The following is a 21,322-nucleotide window of genomic DNA, read 5'->3' as shown; positions in this document are numbered from 1 at the left end:
GCTGGAAAAACTGACCCACCTGATTGCGACCTCATTGCCACAACAGCTTGCCTCGGTAAATACGTCCTAAAGCTAAATTCAACTACCACACTCTCAACACACAATCGGCAAAATCAAAGCGAGCCGCTAATCAAGTACGCTTGGTTCGTGATTGCTCTGAAAGATGTGATCCACCTAGATTTGACCCTCACCTTGACTGTAATACTGAGATGAAAAAGTGTGTAGGAGTTGCGGGTTGCGAGGAAAATAACGATTCCTGTAAAAATAAAAGTAAAGATGACGCCTGCGATTGCCCTACCGGCTTAAAGAGTCCGTTTAACAAATGTACAAGTGTGGGTGGCGTTGGTGAATGCAAAGAAATAAAAACTGAATGTGGGCAGGATGACAATTGCACCCCAGGAACGGCTTGCGAGGCACCTTGCACATTCCCGAATACGAAGCCTTATTGGCGATGTGATGGAAATCAAAAATGTGAAAAGGTCAATGAATGTGGGATCGCAATTGCGCCTTTGTGCAAAGAAGGCAAAGATGGCGCTCCATGCTTCCCTTGCCCACAAATTTGTATTAGAGGACAGCAAGCTGGCTGTAGCACATTTGGAGCCGATCCTTGTACTAATTGGCCGTTCGATTGTCCCAACGGTGGCAATGCGGTGAGTCCCGGCTGCTGCTGTACAGTTACACCAATCATTATTGACATCAATGGAGATGGCTACAGCTTGACCAAGCCAATAAGTGGGGTAAATTTCGACTTCGATAATGATGGTGTTAAAGAGAAAATTTCTTGGACCTCAATCTTCTCCGATGATGCATTTCTCGTTCTGGATAGAAACAATAATGGAGTCATTGATGGTGGCAGCGAGTTGTTTGGTAGTTCTACACCGCAGCCATATTCAGAAAAACTAAATGGCTTTATCGCCCTTGCCGAATTTGACAAGACAGCGAACGGCGGTAACAAAGACGGCAAGATTGATTATCAAGACGCGATTTTTAGCCAGTTGAGACTTTGGCGTGACTTCAATCACGATGGTATCTCGCAAGTCGGAGGCAGCCGGGAAAATGAACTGTTTACGCTGTCCGAGCTTGGCGTTTTGTCTATTGGATTAAGCTATGTCGAGGATATGACCGTAGACATCAATGGGAATTGGTTCCGTTATCGTGGTACGGCTTATCACGTTGGAGGCCAGTCGAGTGTGGGAGTTCCAAGATTCCTATGGGACGTGTTGTTGCAAAAAGCAACGAATTGAAATGCCCCGCGAGGCATCCTGGGTTGGTTTCCAGCACCTTGAACGCCACGCTTGACACCCCCCGGCTCGGCACGTATCCTCACGCCTTCGTTCAGCAGCCCGCTTCATCAACTTGGGCCGGACGAAGCGAACCGCCAAGAGTGAAAGCGAGGTGAATTCAACAAATGGCAGAGATCAAACTCGGCGATAACGAGACGATGGAAAGCGCCCTCCGGCGCTTCAAACGCAAAGTGCAGCAGGAAGACATTATCCGCGAAGTTAAGCGGCATGCCTTCTATGTTCCACCCGGCGAAAAACGCCGCGTGAAATCGGCACTCGCGCGCAAACGGAATCGCAAAAAAGTCCGCCGCGTCTTTGAATAAACGCGTTCGGCAGTTCAACGCAGTTCCAACGGTTGCAAGTCACACGGGCTTGCAACCGTTTTGCATTTTCAGGTTGCCAGTATGGCGTGAATGCCACAATGCAACCTGCTCAACGTGGCGGCGTGGATACAGACTGACGATTGACCGGCGAATAGAAGCTTCGCGCCCGGTGACGAATTTCGGAGCAAACCCGTTTGGCAAAACAGACCACTATTCAGCAACCGTTCAGCGCCTCGGGCATCGGCTTGCATTCGGCCTCGCCGGTCAATGTCACGGTGCGGCCCGCGCCTGCTTATACAGGCTATCTGTTTCGCCGCACCGATCTGAATGATTTCGAGATTCCCGCCGCGCCGCAATATGTCGCCCACGTCAGTTATGCGACCACGCTGATGAAATCCGGCGTGATGATCGCGACGGTCGAGCATCTGCTTTCGGCGCTCGTCGGCTGTGGCGTAGACAATGCCATCATCGAAATTGATTCGCTGGAAGTGCCGATTCTGGATGGCAGCAGTCTGGAATGGGTGGCGTTGATCGAGCGTGCCAGCCTCGTCGAATTGCCCGCGCTGCGCGCCTATTTGCGCGTGCTCAAACGCATCGCAGTTGGCGAAAACAACCGCACGATGTCCATCGAGCCGAGCGCCGAATTCCGCATCACTTGCGAGATTGATTTTCCGCACCCGCTCATCGGCCTGCAAACGCACGCGATCACGTTCGAGAATGGCAACTATCTGCACGAGATTGCGCCAGCCCGCACCTTCGGGTTTGCCGACCAGATCGAAACGCTGCGACAAAGCGGCCTTTCGCGCGGCGCTTCGCTGGAAAACGCCATCGCGCTGACAAAGGACGGCCTTATGAATGAAGAGCCGTTACGCTTCGCCGATGAATTCGTGCGGCACAAGATTTTGGACATCATCGGTGATTTGGCGCTGTGTGGGATGCCCATCCTGGGGCATGTGCGGGCCTCGCGCTCCGGGCACGGCTTGCACACCACGCTGCTCTCGACCTTGTTGCGCAACGCGGCGGCGTGGGAAGTCACCACAGCCAGGGCTGACTAAAACGCATTACCCCTAGCTTGCCACAGAGTCACAGAGTCACAGAGAGTTTCTTGGATGATGGAGAAGTGCTTGGCTTTGCTCCGTGACTCTGTGACTCTGTGGCTAGTTTCTACATAAGTCCTATCAATGATGGCCGTGCAGCAGCAACGAGGCGGACAATTGATAGATGTCATGTGATTCAGGCTCCAGCGCCTTGCGCAACAAAGGCGCCAGCGCATCGGCCTCGGCCAGGAAGCCGTCGTGACCGTGCTCGGATTGCAATTCGGCATATTCGACGGTGACGCCAGCCGCCAGCATGCGTTCGCTAAGGGCACGGACTTCAGTGGCGGGAAACAGCCAATCAGAGGAAATGCCGACCAGCAGTGTGAGCGCCTTGATGCGCTGCAACGCCGCCAGTTCTGACGCATAACCCTGCGCCGGATCGAAATTATCCATCGCCTTGGTGATGACGACGTAGGAAGCCGCGTCGAACCGGCGCGTAAAAATCTCGCCTTGATAATCCAGATAACCGCCAATCTCGTAGCGGTCTTTGAGCAAACGTTGCGGGTCTTCGCCATTCCGGTTGGGCCGCCGTCCGTAGCGCTCCTGAAAGAGATGTTCGGATTTATAGGAACACATCGCTATCGCCCGTGCCTGCGCCAATCCAGCGCTGGGCGGCTGTTCGTCACGGTAGCGTCCATGCAACCAATGCGGATCGTTGACGATGGCCTGTCGTTGCAGGTGATTCAGCGCCAGCCCCATTGCGGTCAATGGCGCGGCCCCGACAGCCAGACAACGTTCCACCCGTTCAGGCAAATCAATCGCCCATTGCATGGCTTGCATGCCGCCAATCGAACCGCCGATGACGGCGCGCAACTTTGCAATGCCCAGATGACCCAGCACCACCGCTTGCGCCTGCACCCAATCGCGCACCGCGACGAGCGGAAAGTCTGCGCCGTACAATTCTCCTGTCGCCGGATTGACATCGCGCGGGCCGGTCGAGCCATAACACGAACCGATGACGTTGACGCAGATGATGCAATCGCGTTCGAGATCGAAGATGCCATGCTCCCCGAAAAGTTGCGGCCACCAATCCCCTACACGGGCCGAACCGGACAAGGCGTGACACACCAAAATCGCATTGTCGCGCGCGTCGTTCAGACTGCCATAAAGGGCATAACGCAGTTTGACCGACGGCAACTGCTCACCTGAAACCAAGGTGAACGGTTGCGCATCGGTCAAATGCAGATCGCCTTCATAAGTGGGGACAAACGTGTTCGGCATACCCGTCTTGCTGGCCGCCAAAAAGCGCAAACCCCGCAAAGAAATTTTGCGCCTTTTTGCGGCAAAGTGGTCTTACGCCTTCAACGCCTGCTCAATGTCAGCAATGATGTCGCGCACATCTTCGATGCCGACCGAGAGTCGCACCAAGCCCGGCGTCACACCCGTCGCGGCCTGCTCTTCTTCACTCAATTGCGAATGCGTCGTCGAGGCCGGATGAATCACCAGCGATTTGGCGTCGCCGATGTTCGCCAGCAAGCTGTGCAGCTTGACGCTGTTGATGAATTTCTTGCCAGCGTCCAAGCCGCCACGCACCTCAAAGGTCACCAATGCGCCCGCGCCGTTGGGCATGTATTTCTGCACGCGGCTGTGATACGGGCTGGCTTCCAATCCGGCATAGTTGACCGCCGTCACTTGCGGCTGCGTTTGCAGGAATTGCGCCACCTGCAAGGCATTCGCTGAATGCCGCTCCATGCGCAGATGCAACGTCTCGGCGCCCTGCAAAATCAGGAAGGCATTGAACGGCGAGATGCACGCGCCGATGTCGCGCAACCCCTGCACGCGCGCTTTCAGGATGAACGCCAACGGCCCGAAGGCATCCGCATGCACCAAGCCGTGATACGACGGATCGGGCGTCACGAAATCGGGGAAGCGACCCGACGCCTTCCAATCGAACTTGCCCGCATCCACGATGCAACCGCCAATCGAAGTGCCGTGGCCGCCGATAAACTTGGTCAGGCTGTGCAACACGATGTCCGCCCCGTGTTCAATCGGACGGCACAGCGCAGGCGAGGGCGTCGTGTTGTCAATCAGCAACGGCAAGCCGTTCTCGTGCGCGATCTGCGCCAGCTTTTCAATGTCCACGATGTCGAGTTTGGGATTACCGACGGTCTCGGTGTAAACGGCCTTGGTCTTGTCATTGATCGCCGCGCGCAAGCCGGCTTCGTCTTCGGCGTCCACAAACCGCACGGTGATGCCGAGCTTGGGCAAGGTGTAATGGAACAGATTGTAGGTGCCGCCATACAGCGATGTGGTCGAAACAAGCTCGTCGCCCGCGTTCGCGATGTTCAGAATTGCCAGCGTTTGCGCGGCTTGCCCTGAAGAAACCGCCAAGGCTGCTGCGCCGCCTTCCAACGCGGCGATGCGTTGTTCCAGCACATCCTGCGTGGGATTCATGATGCGCGAATAGATGTTGCCGAATTCCTGCAAGCCGAACAGCCGCGCCGCGTGATCGGCGTCGTCAAACTGATACGAAGTCGTTTGATAGATCGGGACGGCGCGCGCTTTGGTGGTGGGGTCAATGCTTTGCCCGCCGTGAATGGCGAGCGTGTTGAAGTGATAGTTGGGTTTCTGTTCGTCAGCCATGCTGCATTCTCCTCTTTGCTGGTTTAGGGATTAAGCGGGCGATCAGCGACGTGTCAGTCGGTTGCCATGACCTGACACCAAAAACAAAAACCCCAGCGCCAAAGTCACGCTGGGGTTCTCGCTGAAATGCCTGAGAACGTAAACGCCCTTTAGCAGTTTTTTTCGTGGAGCAAGTCGCCTAAATCGCCACGCATTTTTTTCAAATCAATGCTTGTTTGCCGTTATCAAACGTGGCGCGAAGATAGTCGCGCCACGTTCATCTGTCAAATCCCGGCTGTGAAATCATGGTCGTGCGTTCTCAATACTTCGGCAGACTCGCATCCACCTGATCCGACCAGGCCAGTATGCCGCCTTTCAGATTGCGAATCTTCGTAAAGCCCGCCTGTTTGAGCGTCTCGTAAGCCTTCGCGCTGCGCCCGCCCATCTTGCAATGCACCACGATGTCATCGGCGCTATTCAACTCACCGAGCCGCGCGGCCACCTGGCCCAGCGGAATCAGCTTCGCGCCGTAATTTTCCAGGTTGCAGATTTGCCACTCGTGCGGTTCGCGCACGTCAATGATCGTGAGTTGCCGTCCGCCATCAAGTTCGGCTTTGAGCTGCGCGGGCGTGACTTCCCAATCCGAAGTTGCGGCTTTGATCTCGACTGGCGCGGGCGGCGTGATGCCGCAGAATTGCTCGTAATCAATCAACTCCTTGATCGTCGGGTTCTCGCCGCACAGCGGACATTCGGGATTGCGCTTCAACTTCAACTCGCGGAATTTCATCTTCAGCGCATCAAACAGCAACAAACGTCCAATCAGCGATTCGCCCTGCCCGATGATGAGCTTGATCGCTTCGGTCGCCTGAATGATGCCGATGATGCCGGGCAGAATGCCGAGCACGCCGCCTTCCGCGCACGACGGCACCAAGCCCGGCGGTGGCGGTTCGGGGTACAAGCAACGATAACAAGGCCCGCCGCCACCCGGATAAAAAACCGAAGCCTGCCCATCGAAGCGAAAGATTGAGCCGTACACATTCGGCTTGCCCAGCAGCACGCTGGCATCGTTCGCCAAATAGCGCGTCTGGAAGTTGTCGGTGCCGTCAATCACGATGTCATAGTCTTTGATGATGCCGAGCGCGTTATCGGCCCGCAGCGCCGTTTCATAAGTATCAATCTGGATGTGCGGATTAATGTCAGCGAGGCGGTCTTTGGCGGATTGAATTTTTGGACGGCCCACGTCTTTGGTGCCGTGTACGATCTGGCGTTGCAGATTGCTATGATCCACCACGTCGAAATCCACCAGGCCCAAGCGCCCCACACCCGCCGCCGCCAGATAAAGCCCCAGCGGCGAACCCAGGCCGCCCGTGCCGATCAACAGAATGCTGGCAGCCTTGAGCTTGCGCTGACCTTCCATGCCGACTTCGGGCATGATGAGGTGGCGGCTGTAGCGCGCGATTTCATCTTTGGATAAATCGGGCAGGGCGTCAGACGAACGCGCCTCTTCAACAGCCAAACCCGCGCCGCCCGCAATCGCCGGGATGATGCTTATTTCGTCACCTTCTTTGATGGGCGTGTTTTCCTGCTGCTGGTGGCGAATATCGTCGTCGTTGACAAAGACGTTGACGAAGCTGCGCAGCTTGCCGTTGGCATCGTACAGATGTTTTTTCAATTCGGGATGCTGCGCCGTTAAGCTCGCCAGCAATTCACCGACGTTCGCGCCTTCCACGTCCACTGCCGCCACGTTGCCCGCGTATTGGCGCAAGGCTGTTGGGATCGCAATCTTTGGCATGTCTCTTTTCTCCTCTTCAAAATGAACAGCAGGCTGCCAGCCTGCTGGGGTTTGCGAATGTACGGCCTGACCTTCGACCATCACTCTGTCAGCCGCAGCAGGCTGGCAGCCTACTGTACAAGGCCGATCTCTTCTTCATCAAACTGCGAACGATCTGCGCGCACCGTCCAGGCGCGCACCTCCTCAGCTTTGCCGTCCCGCACGGCGACGATCAGATACGACCATTCGATAAACGGCGCGTGATCCAGATCAAAACCCGACGGGATCGCCGGATGATTCGGGTGCGAATGATAATAACCCCACACGCCCAAACCGCGTTTGGTGGCTTCGCGTTCGGCCCGCAAGTAATCGCGCGGATCGAGTTCGACGCGATTGTGGCGCGAATCTGGCCGGATGTTTTCGAGCGGCAAGACCGCCTGGATCACCCGCACGCCGTTTTCGATATTGCCTAGCAGCAAGCCGCCGCATTCTTCAGGAAACGTCCGCTCGCCATGTTCGCGGATGATTTGGAGTTGGTCTGTAGTCAGTCTGACACTCATACATCGTCCCAAAACTTCTCGCTCAAATACCTGCCGCCCCCATCGCACAGAATCGTGACAATTACACCGCGTTCAATTCGCGCGGCGATTTGCAGCGCAGCTACGATATTGGCCGCCGCCGATACGCCCACGAACCAGCCTTCGCGTTGCGCCAGTTGTTTGACCATTGCGTAAGCGTCCTCGGTCGCAATCTCCATCTGCTCGTCAGCCAGCGTCGTGTCGTAAATGCCCGGCACGATGGCCGTCTCCATGTGCTTCATCCCTTCCAGCCCGTGATAGGGCGAGTCGGGTTGCATGGAGATCAGCCGCACATCCGGCTTCAATTCGCGCAACTTGCGGCCCACACCAACAAACGTGCCGCTCGTACCCAGCCCGGCGATGAAATGCGTGATGCGGCCCGCGGTCTGTTCAAAAATCTCGACGCCCGTCGTCTCGTAATGCGCCTGCCAATTGGCGGGATTGTTGTATTGATCGGCGTAAAAATAGGCGTCAGGGTTTTCGGCCACCAGGCGACGCACCTCAAGAATCGCGCCATCGGTGCCCGCCAGCGGATCGGTCAACACCAACTCGGCGCCATACGCGCGCAGGATTCGTTTGCGTTCAGCACTGGCATTCTTGGGCAAACACAGTTTCACCTTGTAACCACGCGCCGCACCGAGCATCGCATAGGCAATGCCGGTGTTCCCGCTGGTCGCATCAATCAAGGTCTTGTCCGGCGTCAGCGCGCCCGCGCGTTCGGCTTCCAGAATCATCCGCAACGCCGGGCGGTCTTTGACCGAACCGCCCGGGTTGGCCCATTCGGCTTTGGCGTAAATCTCGACCTGCGGATTCACAACCAGATTTTGCAGCCGCAACAACGGTGTGTTGCCGATCAAATCGGTCAACGACGACGCGGTGGCCATAGCGCAAGATAAAGGCATAACAACAGCCAGCAGGTTGGCGAAGCCTTTGGAGTGCGCGCGGCACAGGCCGCCGCTTTGGTATGCCTTGGATCGCTCGCTAATGACGGGCCTGCCAAAGCGGCGGCCTGTGCCGCGCGCACTCCAAAGACGCTGCGCGTCAAACAAGCACAGGGTTCGCGTTACTTGCCCGGTTGCGGCACCACACGCAAATACGGCTTCAACGTCTTCCAACCACCTGGAAATTTCTCTTTGGCCGCTTCATCCGAAACCGCTGGCACGATGATCACATCGTCACCGTCTTTCCAGTTCACCGGCGTCGCCACGCTGTATTTCGCCGTCAGTTGCAACGAATCAATCACGCGCAACAACTCGGCGAAGTTACGGCCCGTGCTGGCCGGATAGGTCAACGTCAATTTCACCTTCTTGTCCGGCCCGATGACGAAGACCGAGCGCACGGTGAAGGTGTCGCTGGCATTCGGATGAATCATTTCGTAAAGGTCGGAAACTTTCTTGTCCGCATCGGCGATGATCGGAAAGTTCAGCGCGTGCCCTTGCGTCTCTTTGATGTCTTCGGCCCACTTGTTGTGCGAATCAGCCAGGTCAACGCTCAGGCCGATAATCTTGACGTTGCGTTTGTCGAATTCGGGTTTGAGCCGCGCGGCTTCGCCCAATTCGGTCGTGCAGACGGGCGTGAAATCTTTGGGATGCGAAAAGAGCACGCCCCAACTGTCGCCGAGCCATTCGTGAAAGTTGATGGTGCCCTCGTTTGTTTGTGCCGTGAAATCTGGCGCGGCATCGCCTAAGCGAATAGACATAAGCTTTCTCCTTGGAGTCTGGGTTGATGGGAAAAGGGGAAAGTCGGATTGTTTACCGACAACAACAAGTGCAGGTTTCGGTGCGGGAACAACAGCAAATTGATTGAAACGATTGAAGCATGACAGTGGCGGCATTCTTAGTTGCGCTTATACTTTTGTCAAGACCATAAATTTTTCTGGTCATAATGCTTGACAGATTTTTTCCGCACGGTGTATTGTCCGGCCCTCAATTGATCGTGGTGATTTTAGGCAAATTGCTCCACGTTAAACAACGCGCTAAAGAGCCTGAGGAATTCAAAGCCCTCGCGCTACTTAGAAAGAAAGCGCGGGGCTTTTTCAGTTTTGACAACCGGAAGTGGCGATTTTCAGCGACTTGCTCCACTTAAAAACACTGCTAAAGAACTGCGGGAACACCATCGGAAGCCCTGCGCTACTTCTTTAGCGCGGGGCTTTTTGCTTTTATTAAGAACAGCAACCGATACGAGGACAAGCATGAGTTTTGTGAAAGGTTTGAAATGCCGCGAATGTGGCACGCCCGCGCCGCTGGCGCCCGTGGCGATCTGTGAGGAATGTTTCGGGCCGCTCGAAGTAGATTACGATTACGACGCTATCCGCGCTGTACTAACGCGCGGTGAAATCGCCAGCCGCCCGAAAACGATGTGGCGTTACCGCGAATTGCTCCCGCTCGAAAACGAGCCCACCGTCGGGCTACAAACCGGCGGGACGCCGCTGATTCGCGCGGATCGTTTAGCCAAAGCCATCGGCGTGCGCGAGTTGTATTTGAAAAACGATGCCGTACAGCATCCGACGCTTTCCTTCAAAGATCGCGTCGTAGCCGTCGCGCTTTCCAAAGCGCGCGAATTCAACTTTGAAGCCGTCGGTTGCGCTTCGACCGGTAACCTCGCCAATTCGGTCGCGGCCAATGCGGCGGCGGCGGGCTTCCCTGCTTACATTCTGATTCCCGACAACCTGGAAAAGAGCAAAGTCTGGGGCACGCAGATTTACGGCGCGAACGTCATTCCGGTGCGCGGCAATTACGACGACGTTAACCGCCTGTGCAGCGAGATTGCGGGCCGCCATCCCATCGCCTTCGTCAACGTCAACCTGCGCCCGTTTTATGGCGAAGGCTCCAAGACCTTCGGCTACGAAATCGCCGAACAACTGGGCTGGCAAGCGCCCGATGCCGTCGTCGTGCCCATGGCCGGCGGTTCGCTCATCACCAAAATCCACAAAGCATTTGGCGAACTCGCCCGGCTCGGTTTGATCGAAGAAAAGCAAACGCGCTTTTACGGCGCGCAGGCGACGGGTTGCAATCCTATCGCCGCCGCCGTCAAAGCGGGCACGCGCGACATCCGCCCGGTCAAGCCCAACACGGTTGCCAAATCGCTCGCCATCGGCAATCCGGCGGATGGTTATTTTGCGACCGGCGTCATCACACAATCCGGCGGCTGGTCCGAAGACGTCAGCGATCCCGAACTCGTGGACGCCATCAAGCTGCTGGCCGAAACCGAAGGCGTTTTCACCGAAACCGCCGGTGGCACCACGCTGGCCGTCACCCGCAAACTGCTGGCGCAAGGCCGCCTCAATCCCGACAGCCGCATCGTCATCGCCATCACCGGCAACGGCTTGAAAACGCTGGAAGCCCTGACACTGACCAAACTCGAATCCATCGAACCAAAGCTGGGCGAATTTGAACGCGCCACCAGTCTGCGTCGCGTGGCTGCCGCGACTGCTGCGTAAAGTTGTACTACAGGCTGCCAGCCTGCGGTGGCTTCTGCCTTCGCTATCATCAAGGGCAGTCGCAAACTGCGCGCGCTGTTCGTCACATTTGAAGTCCCCAGCAGGCTGGCAGCCTGCTGTACCTTTACCGAGGAAATCACAATGGCCCAAACCGTCATCATTCCAACCCCGCTCCGCAAATTCACCAACGACACCGAACTGGTCGAAGTCGAAGGCGCCACCGTCGGCGACGTCTTCCAACAACTGGAAACCCGCTTCCCCGGCATCCAAGCGCGCCTCTGCGACGATACCGGCGAGTTGCGCCGCTTCATCAACGTTTATGTAGACGGCGAAGACATCCGCTTTCTGGAGCGGCTGCAAACGCCAGTTGGCGCACGTGCCGAAATTTCCATCGTGCCTGCGATTGCGGGCGGCTGAAAGCCTGGGTACGCATCGCTTCCAGCGTGCAGTCTCGGCGCGGGACGAATTGATGCCAAAGGATTCCCCTTCGGCGCTATCGCGTCCGACGCCAAGTCTGCACGCTGGAAGCCGTGCGTACCCAGGGAAACTACTCTTACCGCAACGCCGCAGCCCGCCATCGCCGCACACTCATCACATCAAACTGCTCGCCTGAAAACACAATCTGTTTGACCGGTTGCGCCGCGCACGCACGCGGCCTGTTGTGGCCAATTGGCTGGCTGGCTAAAGACGACATAAGCCGGACAGGCATGCGAGCACGCGTGTCCGGCCTATGCTTTTGTATGCGCCCGACGGTGTTTTGCGCCCGTGCGGACGGGATTCGGCTGCGCCTTCTTTCAGTTCTTCGCCTCGGCTGGCAAAGCGTACTCGGCCAGCAATTCCGGAAGCCGCCGCACCCTGATAAAAGGGGGACGGCTCGCGCTGAAGCCCGTGCCTCAGGCCTTTGAAGAGGGACGAAAGGAGGGGGACGCGCCACCACCAGCCGAAAACCGGTATTGTTGTTACGATTGACGGCACGCGCGTTGTCATTGTTGTTGAACCACGCGCCGCCCCGCAGGTGCGTCACAGCGAACCCCATAACTTGCGTTGCGCGGGCATCATAACAGTGCGGCACGCCGCAGGACAGTACCGCGCGCGTGAGCAAGCGGCACCTACAGGTTTGGCGCATTGTGCTAGTACTCCATCAAGCTGAAAATGAGGGATGTAGGGCGGGATTTAATCCCGCCCTACATCCCGGATGCGCTCTCAGCATCCATCACTTACAGCTTGATGGAGTACTAGCGTTCCAGCACCCGCTTGCTCGCGCGCGCGGTACTGCCTCACTAGCCCGCTCTATTGCAGTGCTCTCGAATTGCCGAAAAAAATTCTTCCTGTAAATTTTTCAGTGTTCGGTTGGCGCAGACACCTGCGAAAGCGGGTGTTCAGAGTTCGAGCTTTAGCTTGTTCGCGCCGCCGACGCACCGAACGCGGCGCGAACAAGCTAAAGCTCGAACTCTGAACACCCGCCGCCACACACCCCGCAGCCCCAGATTATTTACAGGAAGAAAATTTTTGCCTGCGCCCAAAGCGGCGCAGGGGGCTGGTGCATACGCACCTGCGCTTCGCGCACCGCCCCAGGAACAGTGTTCAGAGTAGAACTAAGAAGGGGGACGCACTACCACGACCCGAAAACCGGGATCGCCGTTGCGGCCGCCGGGCTGAGAGAAGTAGCGGTACACAGAGCGCGCGTTGTCAACATTGAAGAACCACGAGCCGCCCCGCAGGACACGAGTGTTGTCCGTATCCAGTTTTTCTTTCCGCGCATCTCTCTGCGGCTTGTTGTAATCGCTCAAACACCACTCCCACACATTGCCGCTCATTTCTTCCACTTCATAAAACGACATGCCGTCGGGGAAGATGCCCACCGCGCTGGTCTGGCCGATACCAGTTTTATCAACGTTGCCTTTCGACGCATCGAAATCATTGCCGTATGGATAAAGCCTGCCATCGGTGCCGCGTGCCGCCTTCTCCCATTCAAACTCAGTCGGCAAGCGCACTTTCCATTCGTCAATCTGTTGCAAGTCATAGCCACCACCCTTGCGCCACGACAGCCAGCGGCAAAAGGCGATGGCTTCATACCAATTCACCGTGTCGCGCGGATGATTGTCGAATTTGAAGGACTGCTCAGCGGGCGTGCGGTCATCATCATCCGCCGCTAACCCATCCCACCAACGCTCATCGCCGTAGCCATTGTCTTCGGCAAAGCAGCGGAACTGCGCATAAGTGATCGGATAGCGGCTAATCCAAAACGTAGCCAGCTTCAGCGGTCGCGGCTTGGCAGGCTCGTACCAGTCGGGATCGCCAGCTTGCTTTTCCGCGCCGTATTGAAACTCGCCACCGGGAATCTTGATCCAGGTAATGTCGGGCCAGTGGTCGCTGTTTAGGCCCACGCCCGGACGATTGTCCAAGCCGACTATTTGCCCCAAGGCGCGCCCAATGGCGGCGCGGGCTTGCGGTTCAGGTTCGAGTTCAGGCTTGTCCAGCCGTTTCAGCCATTCGTCACGCAACCGGGCGCGCGTGGCTTCAGGCGTCTGCGCGCCGCTACGCACGATGCATTGCGCGGCGACTTCCGGGTTGGCGGCGGCGATCCATTCGACGACCTCAGAGCAATCATCGCTGTCAAGCCCAGCCAGCAGCACGGCGGTTTCTTCCCAATTGGTGCGTTTCCACCAACGCTCACGGGGCCAGAGTTCGGTCGCGCGCTGGCCCGCCGCTCGAATGGTTTTCAGATGCTGCGCGGCGAAATACTCCTGCAACAGTTGATGGGTGAAACGTACTTCATCGCCCAGGCTGAGCAAGCTGGCGCTGCCCGCCAGTTTGAGCGATTGTTCGTCCAGGATTTTGCGGACGTCTTCATTTGAGAGCACGGTCGCCGCATTGCTTTTGTCAGTATCGCCATCCGCGCCGCTGAGCGCGCGTTGGCTTTGCATCTTGTAGGCGACTTGCATCAGCCCCGCGCGCAGCGGCTCACGCGCACTGGCAGACACTTCTTCGCGGTCCAACAACTCCTCGACGAACTTGCGGAAGACTTCACCCCGGTTCTGCGGCAAGTCGCCCTTTTCATCAGAGACGCTGACCAGCATGCAGAGCATATAGGGATTACGCGCTAACACCAGCAGGCTGTCGGCCTGTTCGCAGTGTCGCACGCGGTGTCCGTGCCAGTCTTGCCAGCGGCTGTATTCATTGTTGTTGTCCCAGTCATACGTCCATTTCAAATCATCCGGCAGTTGATCTTTGAGCCAGAAAATCTCTTCGTGCTCAACGCCGACCTTGGCGACGAAATCGTCGTGGTAAGTGCGCGTGTCTTGACCGGCCAGCTTCCAGAAGAACCTCTCGGCTTTCTCTTTCAAGTAACGCTCGATGAATTCACGAATCCGCAGCGCATCGAGCGGAAGGATATTGAGGCGATCAAATCCCAACTCGAATTCTGTATGCGGCGCATAATCCTCTTTGCGGCAGGAGACAACGGCGAGCAACGATTCGTGGTCTTCGATAAATTGCTTAATCAGATTGGCCTTGCCGGAGCGTTGGGCGCTGGGCACTTCGTTCAGTCCATCCAGCAAAAGCGCCGCGCGTTTTTGCTCCAGCAACGTCTTGAGATGCGGGCCCAGACCTTTTAATTGCGCGGCCATGAATTCGGGCAAGCGCTGGTCAGCCTTTGTCCAGAAGCCCAGCCGGATCAGCAGCGGGATCGGCGCCGCCGAGTCATTGCGCGCAGCTTCGACCAAACGCTCCGCGAGCTTCCAGAGGATGAACGTCTTGCCGCCACCTGGATCACCCAGCAGTACGGCTCGGCCAGAGTTGTTTTGCAGACCTTGAATTTCTTCGACTGCGTCTGCAAACGGGCGCGTTTGCTGTTCCTTGTCAAACGGCACCGTGCTGCCGGGAACGCGCGCCCGAGCGCGCCGCTGTTGCTGCGTGCCGCCGCTGACTGGCGTGTATCTATCCATGTAAATCAACTGTTCCTCTTTCAGCCAAGCGAGGTAAGCCAGTTCAGATTTGCGCTGCACGCTCAGCGGCTCGCTAACGGAATTGCCTGCGGATTTATTGCCCGCGCCAGTCAAAGCTTCGAGCAGCTTCGTATAATCCTGCTCTTCCGGCAGCCAGTTGATGTAATGGTACTCTCCCAGCAAGCCTTTGATTTCGGCTTCATCGAGCCGCAAGAGGATTATTCGGCCCTCCCTGTTCAGCGGGTCACGACGTCGAAACGTGCCGACCTCTAACTTCACCCAGTCAGAGGTGCTCCCGTTCTCCGACACGCACACCACCAGCACGCGCGACTGCTCCAGCCCTTCTTCAATTTTCGACTGCCAATGGCTGCCGGGATTGATGTCCCTCTCATCGAACCACACGCGCAGCCCGTCCGCCCGCAAGCGTTCGGCGAGGGGGCGCACGAGGGGTTTGTCTTTTGAACTGTGGCTCAGGAAAACGTCGTAGTTGAATTGGTCGGCCATCGCTGCTTTTCCCTGCTGAATGCGGTGGTGATTGTCGTCGCGCCGGTACAGTCTGGCGAGGTGTGCTTGGGGCGGCGCGCAGTATAAAACGGATTGCGTTTGTGTGCACGAGGAGCACGCGATGCATGAGTGCACTTGTCTTCAGCTACAACGTAAAGCCCCAACGGGGCGCAATTCAATAGCCAGGGGCATCGCCCCTGGGAAGCAACCAAATATCGGATAAGCCCTGAAAGGGCGAAATAATCACGCCGAATTTCGCCCTTTCAGGGCTTATGAATTTCTGGACGCACATTCCAGGGGCGATGCCCCTGGCTATTGGATTTCGCCCTTTCAAGGCTTTGGGCAGGGCTTCGGGCTAGGAAGCGCCTTCTGCAATCTGAATGCGCTGGTTGTTGTCCGATGGTTACGGCTCGCCGTGCCGCACTCATTCCCGACTTCACCCAAACGACAACACCGGCGCACCCAACACTGCCCTACGCAACTCAACCCCCAACCCCGGCTGTGTCGAAGCCGCCAAACGTCCGTGCTGCCGTTGCGGCGCGCCTGCGGCAATGCTGACCGTGACGTAGCTGTTGAAATCAGTCGCCGAAAACAGGTATTCCGGCGGCGTGCTGTGGGCGAGGTGCGCGATGGCGGCGGTGATGATGTCGCCGCCCCAGGTGTCTTCGATGGTCATGGCGATGCCGAGCGAGACACAGAGGTCGCGGATTTGGCGCGCTTTGGTCAGGCCGCCGACTTTGGAGATTTTCAGGTTGATGACATCCATCGCCTGATCGCCGTAACCGCGCACGACCATCTTCAGGTCGTCAACGACTTCGTCCAGCACGAAGGGCCGATTAGTGTGCCGCCGAATGACGAGGCATTCCTCGTAACTCAGACAGGGCTGCTCGATATACACATTCGCATCGCGCACGCCATCGGCGACGCACATCGCTTCGTGTTGCGTCCAGCCGCAGTTGGCATCGGCCACCAGTACATCGCCGGGCTGCAATTCGGCGGCGACGGCGTGGATGCGGGCGATGTCGGTGGCGACGTCGCTGCCCGATTTGAGTTGGAATTTGGTGTAGCCCTCGGCGCGATACTTGCCGACGTTGGCCGCCATCGCGGCAGGCGCGTCTTGCGAAATGGCGCGGTACAACGCGAAGTCCGCGCCGTAACGTCCGCCCAGCAACGTGACGAGGGGTTGGCCGCTGGCTTTGCCCAGCAAATCCCAGCAGGCCATATCGAGCGCCGATTTAACATAAGGATGCCCGCGCAAGGCTTGATCCATGCTGCGATTGATCAAACTCAGTTGAGTAGGATCGAGGCCCAGCAGGTGCGGCGCGATTTCGGCGATACCCGTGCGCGCGCCCGCTGCGTAGGCAGGCAAATAGGCTGGGCCAAGCGGGCAGACTTCGCCGTAGCCGTTTAGGCCCGCGTCCGTCAGCAACTCGACGACGGTCGAATCGAAGACATCCACGCTGCGACCGCCCGACCATTTGTAGCTGCCTTCGTGCAGCGGTAATTCGACGCGATAAACCTTGATACCAGTGATGCGCATAGTTTGGCTCCGTTTGAATATGGGATAAAAAAGCGGCGCGAGCATACGCAAAAAACGGGCAGAGCGAAACCAAGGCTGAGCGTGCCGACGGTTTCGTTCTGCCCGTTCATCAAATGAGTTTGGCAGTCAGCCAGGAAGAAAGATTACGGAACAGACGGAAATAACGGAACAGACGGAAAAGAAGCTTTCTGCGTGCCGATAGATTTGGTTGGCTCTGTTATTTATGCGTGTCTATGGATTCCGTCTGTTCCGTAATCTCCTTCTGCTCTTCATCAAAAACCCATAGATAAAATCACTATTTGCGTTTGACGCGCACGACGGTGCCGTCTTCGGCATTGATGCGTACTTCGGCGGCGTCTTTGCCGTTGCGAATTTTGACGGCGTAAATCATCTGACCGTCTTTGCGTTTCAATTCGCTGCTTTCCACGGTGCCGGGAACTTGTTGCAAGGCGATAGTTTGGGCGGCATCGGCGCTCAGTTTGGGTTGTCCGTTGCTCTCTTCATTGACAGGCTTGCTGGCTTTCGGCGCTTTGTCAGCCTTGGCTTTCTCAGGCTTGCTGACTGCGGTAACCGGTGGCGCAGCAGATTCAACATTCGTAGTTTTGGTGACGCCGCGCGTGGTAGCCGGTTCGGGCAAAGAGTTGGGTAAAACAACCGGCGTATTAAGCGCCAAAGCAGGAGCAGCAGCAGGAGCAGGAGCGAGTTTGGGCAGTAATCTGCCGGCGTCAAAAACCTTGCCGGTGACGTCTACGGCTTGAAAGTTAAGTTCGGCCTGCGTGAGTTCGACATACAGAAAGCTGCCGTTTTCGTCATTACCGGCGGCAAAAAACTGGCTCTTGCGATTCAGGTCGCCACGCCGCAACTTGCCGCTGCCCGCGCCGGAAACAAAGTACTGCACGCCCTGCATGGGTTTGGTGCGCTCGTAAGTATGATCGTGTCCGCTGAAGGCCGCGACGATGCCGTAACGCACAAAGAGCGGTTCCAGCTTCGCCCGCAGCGCCGCGTCAGAACCGTGCGTGGTGGCGGACGAATAGAGCGGGTGATGAAAGAACACCAGCTTCCACTCAGCTTGCGAAACCTTCAACGCGCCTTCAAACCAATTCAACTGCGCCGCGTCCATCGCGTTTGAATCGAGCGCAAAGAATTCGGCGAGCGGTTTGCCGTCAGCATTCGTGCCTTTGACGAAGGAGTAATACGCCTGGCCGCCCATGTTGAAATTGGGGTAGCCGATCTGGGCGGCGCGCCCCTTTTTCACATCGTGATTGCCGAGCGAAGCCTGAAAGCGGATGCCGCGTTGCAACAGTTCGGCGTAGGGTTTTTCAAACTTCGCGGGCAAATCCGCCGGATTGCCGTCGGGGTAAATGTTGTCGCCCAACAGCAAGACCGTGTCGAAGGGGTGCGCCGTTTGCCAGGCGGTCATCTGTTTTGCCAGCGCATATTGGTCGGCGTCACCCGTGCCCATGTCGCCAAAAGCGATGAAGCGCACCGTGGCGCTTTGGGCAGGCTGCGCGGCTGAGAAAGACGCCGCCGCGCGGGCGCGCTGAGCGGGACGGGTAAATTGGTACGACACAAACGCCAGCCCGGCCAACACCAGAGCGAGCGGCCATAAGTGGAACGTGAAGCGCCGTCGCGCCATCGAAAACTTCATCTGCAATACTCCTTTAGATCGTGTTTGATTCAGGGTTTGATCAATGTAGTGAAACGGGGATAAACGCAGCATAAATCCGGCGTAGCGGGACAGTACCGCGCGTTGCTGGCGATGAAAGATGGAACGAACGGTGAATTGACTCGAGTGGTAAAGTGCGAATCGCCAGCGTCACGGGCCAACCTTATTGGCCTAGGGGAGCAAGGGGCATTGAATGAAGCGCGACGAGACGAGGTTCAGAGTTCATGCTTCAGCGTGTCTAACTCGAGTCAACACGCTGAAGCGTGAACTCTGAACCTTCATTCAATGCCCTTGGCCTATGGGGATGACGGTGTGGGTAAGCGCACTGCAAAGGTGCTGCCTTGTTGATCAGAGCGGCGCAGTTCCAAACTGCCGGCGTGGGCTTCGGCAATCCAACGCGCAATCGAAAGGCCCAGCCCGGCGCCGCTGCCCGCGCCATTGTCAGCGCGGGCGCGGGCTTTGTCTACGCGAAAAAAGCGTTCAAAGATTTGCGGCTGAACTTCTGTTGCGATGCCCGCGCCGGTGTCGCTCACAGCGATTTCGCAGGCCGCCGCCTGCCGGGTCAGATAAACGCGAATCGCGCCATCCACGGGCGTGAACTTGATCGCGTTATCCAGCAGGTTCAGCAATAACTGGCGCAGCAAATCTTCGTCGCCGCGAAAGCGCGTCTCGCCGGGTTCGCTCCATTCGACGCGGATGTTTTTGCGCGCCGCCAGCAGGCGCGCGGCCTGCACGGTCTCGCCCACCAGTTCATCCAGATAAAATTCGGTCGGCTGCAACGGACGGCGGCCCGCGTCGGCGCGCGCCAACGTGAACATATCGGCCACGATGCGGGACAGGCGCGTGGTGTGACCGTCAATCAACCGCAAGGCGTCGCGATACTCTTCTTCCTGGCGATGCGGCAGCTCCAGTGTGACTTGCGCCGCCGTGTGAATCACCGACAGGGGCGTGCGCAATTCGTGCGAGGCATCGGCCATAAAGCTGCGCTGCTGCTCAAAGGCGGATTGTAGCCGCGCCAGCATTTCGTTGAAGGTTTCGGCCAGTTGGCCCAATTCATCGCGCGCATTCGCCACTGGCAACCGCTCGGCCAAATTTTCGCTGCTGATTTGCCGCGCCTGCTCCGACATCGCCACCACGGGGGTCAGCGCGCGGCGCGCCAGAAACCAGCCGCCCGCCGCGACCAATAACAGCGCCAGTGGGGCCGCCGCCGCCAAAATGCCGCCCAGCAATTCCAGATCGTCAACCACCTCGCTGGCAGACTGGCCGACGACCAGAAAGACCGCACTGGACGGCCCGGACGGCAAGCGTTGCACCGCCATGCGCAACCCATCATCCGCGCCGGAATGCTCTTCGGATTGCTGAAAAAATTGCAGCCCGGCGCGGTCAAGCGCGGCGGGATTCGCCGGCAACGTCGCGTGAATTTCACCGAGCGGTTGCTCTTTCACCAACCGGCCCGCCTGATCGAAAACCGCCACGGCCTGGCGCGGGTAATAGTATTTGCGAAAGGCGCTCGCCGCCGCGTGTTCGTCAGTGCTGCCCTCTTCCTTTTCGTGAACGAAGAGCCGCGCCGTGCCTTCCACCGTCGTGCGCAAACCCGCATCAAGGCGCGCATTCAGCTTGCGCGCCGCCAGCGCATACACGCCCGTGCTGAAGGCGAGCAGCACCAGCGCCAGCACGCCGACATACCACAAAGTCAATTTGGTACGGACGGAATCAACCATGACCGACACCGCTTTCTTCGGCTTCCGCCGTTAAGAGATAGCCTTCGCCGCGCCGCGTGCGGATCAATTTGAGCGCGTGGCCCTCATCAATCCGGCGGCGCAAGCGTTGGACATAGACTTCGATCAAGTTGGAGAAAGGATCGAACGATTCATCCCAGACGTGTTCGGCAATCTCGGCGCGCGTGACGACCTGCCCGGCGCGGCGCGTCAGATATTCCAACAGCGCATATTCTTTGGCGGTCAATTCCACGCGCCGTCCCGCGCGGCTGACGCGGCGCGCGCGCGTTTCGACGGCCAGATCGGCCACGCGCAAAATATCAGGCAGCAGCGCCGGGCCGCGCCGCAACAACGCCCGCACCCGCGCCAGCAATTCGTGAAAGTCGAAAGGCTTGGTCAAATAATCGTCGGCCCCGTGATCCAACCCCGCGATGCGATCCTGCACGGCGTCCCGCGCCGTCAGCATCAGCACCGGCGTCGCCACGCCCGCCGCGCGCAATTCGCGGCACACGGCAAAGCCGTCTTTGCGCGGCAGCATGACATCCAGCAGGATCAAATCGTAATCGTTGTCGTGCACCTGCCAAAGCGCGGCCTCGCCATCCGCCGCCACATCCACGGCGTAAGTCTGTTCGCGCAGGCCGAGCGCCAGCATCTGCGCCGCACCGGGTTCATCTTCGACCAAGAGGATTCGCACGGGACTGATGATAGCGCGCGAAAGATAAATGGGGAATAAACTTGGCAGGGTTTAGGTAAGGCGCGCGGCGGAACGGGACAGTACCGCGCGCGTCAGCAAGCGGCGCATCAAGTCAGGCGGGCTGGCGCAACGGCAGAGTCTCCGCTTGCTGACGCGCGCGGTACTGTCCCGACGCTACACGTTCTACTGTATGCGCAAAA

At 57.8% G+C, this 21,322-nt stretch carries 16 protein-coding genes and 1 riboswitch; of the genes, 5 read left to right on the top strand and 11 right to left on the bottom strand.

Annotated features, from left to right (window positions below; all coding sequences use genetic code 11):
• Positions 1-209: 209 nt before the first annotated feature.
• The 3 genes from HY011_24395 (at position 210) to HY011_24385 (ending at position 2,661) form a co-directional block, all read left to right on the top strand.
• Positions 210-1,244: a hypothetical protein gene (locus tag HY011_24395; protein MBI3426082.1), complete on the top strand. Its 1,035-nt coding sequence runs from the start codon at positions 210-212 to the stop codon at positions 1,242-1,244.
• 164 nt (positions 1,245-1,408) lie between these two features.
• Entirely contained in the window at positions 1,409-1,606 is a 198-nt protein-coding gene (locus HY011_24390) for a 30S ribosomal protein S21 (GenBank protein MBI3426081.1), read from the top strand.
• A gap of 176 nt (positions 1,607-1,782) precedes the next feature.
• Positions 1,783-2,661, top strand: a complete 879-nt coding sequence (locus HY011_24385) for a UDP-3-O-acyl-N-acetylglucosamine deacetylase (GenBank protein MBI3426080.1) — start codon at positions 1,783-1,785, stop codon at positions 2,659-2,661.
• Positions 2,662-2,784: 123 nt separating this feature from the next.
• Here the strand turns inward: HY011_24385 and HY011_24380 are convergent, their stop codons facing one another.
• From HY011_24380 to HY011_24355, 6 genes are all read right to left on the bottom strand, one after another.
• Positions 2,785-3,924 carry a homoserine O-acetyltransferase gene (locus tag HY011_24380; GenBank protein ID MBI3426079.1) on the bottom strand — a complete coding sequence of 380 codons (1,140 nt, stop codon included), beginning with the start codon at positions 3,922-3,924 and terminating at the stop codon, positions 2,785-2,787.
• 72 nt (positions 3,925-3,996) lie between these two features.
• Complete coding sequence (locus HY011_24375; GenBank protein MBI3426078.1) at positions 3,997-5,286, bottom strand: homocysteine synthase; 1,290 nt, start codon at positions 5,284-5,286, stop codon at positions 3,997-3,999.
• Positions 5,287-5,584: 298 nt separating this feature from the next.
• Complete coding sequence (moeB, locus tag HY011_24370; GenBank protein MBI3426077.1) at positions 5,585-7,057, bottom strand: molybdopterin-synthase adenylyltransferase MoeB; 1,473 nt, start codon at positions 7,055-7,057, stop codon at positions 5,585-5,587.
• Between the two features lie 110 nt (positions 7,058-7,167).
• Complete coding sequence (locus HY011_24365; GenBank protein MBI3426076.1) at positions 7,168-7,596, bottom strand: M67 family metallopeptidase; 429 nt, start codon at positions 7,594-7,596, stop codon at positions 7,168-7,170.
• The gene (locus tag HY011_24360; GenBank protein MBI3426075.1) at positions 7,593-8,498 is read right to left on the bottom strand and encodes a cysteine synthase family protein; all 906 of its coding nucleotides are present in this window, start codon (positions 8,496-8,498) and stop codon (positions 7,593-7,595) included. Before HY011_24360 ends, HY011_24365 begins: the two co-directional genes overlap by 4 nt.
• 179 nt (positions 8,499-8,677) lie before the next feature.
• The gene (locus tag HY011_24355) at positions 8,678-9,313 is read right to left on the bottom strand and encodes a peroxiredoxin (GenBank protein ID MBI3426074.1); all 636 of its coding nucleotides are present in this window, start codon (positions 9,311-9,313) and stop codon (positions 8,678-8,680) included.
• Between the two features lie 226 nt (positions 9,314-9,539).
• A riboswitch (SAM riboswitch) is annotated at positions 9,540-9,614 on the top strand.
• 191 nt (positions 9,615-9,805) lie between these two features.
• Here HY011_24355 and HY011_24350 point away from each other — a divergent pair.
• Both HY011_24350 and HY011_24345 read left to right on the top strand, forming a co-directional pair.
• Complete coding sequence (locus tag HY011_24350) at positions 9,806-11,053, top strand: threonine synthase (protein ID MBI3426073.1); 1,248 nt, start codon at positions 9,806-9,808, stop codon at positions 11,051-11,053.
• Between the two features lie 141 nt (positions 11,054-11,194).
• On the top strand, positions 11,195-11,470 hold the full coding sequence (locus HY011_24345; GenBank protein ID MBI3426072.1) for a MoaD/ThiS family protein: 276 nt from the start codon (positions 11,195-11,197) through the stop codon (positions 11,468-11,470).
• A gap of 1,178 nt (positions 11,471-12,648) precedes the next feature.
• Here HY011_24345 and HY011_24340 read toward each other — a convergent pair.
• The 5 genes from HY011_24340 to HY011_24320 all read right to left on the bottom strand — a co-directional run bounded on the left by HY011_24340 (position 12,649) and on the right by HY011_24320 (position 21,122).
• Complete coding sequence (locus HY011_24340; protein ID MBI3426071.1) at positions 12,649-15,504, bottom strand: SUMF1/EgtB/PvdO family nonheme iron enzyme; 2,856 nt, start codon at positions 15,502-15,504, stop codon at positions 12,649-12,651.
• 436 nt (positions 15,505-15,940) lie between these two features.
• Complete coding sequence (locus HY011_24335) at positions 15,941-17,044, bottom strand: mandelate racemase/muconate lactonizing enzyme family protein (GenBank protein MBI3426070.1); 1,104 nt, start codon at positions 17,042-17,044, stop codon at positions 15,941-15,943.
• A 295-nt stretch (positions 17,045-17,339) separates the two neighbouring features.
• Positions 17,340-18,692, bottom strand: coding sequence for a metallophosphoesterase (locus tag HY011_24330; protein ID MBI3426069.1), 1,353 nt, complete (start codon positions 18,690-18,692; stop codon positions 17,340-17,342).
• A 314-nt stretch (positions 18,693-19,006) separates the two neighbouring features.
• On the bottom strand, positions 19,007-20,431 hold the full coding sequence (locus HY011_24325; GenBank protein ID MBI3426068.1) for a HAMP domain-containing protein: 1,425 nt from the start codon (positions 20,429-20,431) through the stop codon (positions 19,007-19,009).
• Positions 20,424-21,122, bottom strand: a complete 699-nt coding sequence (locus tag HY011_24320; protein MBI3426067.1) for a response regulator transcription factor — start codon at positions 21,120-21,122, stop codon at positions 20,424-20,426. Before HY011_24320 ends, HY011_24325 begins: the two co-directional genes overlap by 8 nt.
• Between the last annotated feature and the right edge of the window lie 200 nt (positions 21,123-21,322).

It is taken from the genome of Acidobacteriota bacterium (assembly GCA_016196035.1).
Lineage (GTDB): Bacteria > Acidobacteriota > Blastocatellia > RBC074 > RBC074 > JACPYM01.
Note: the sequence above shows the minus strand (reverse complement) of the source record. Positions and strands in the feature narration are given on the sequence as shown.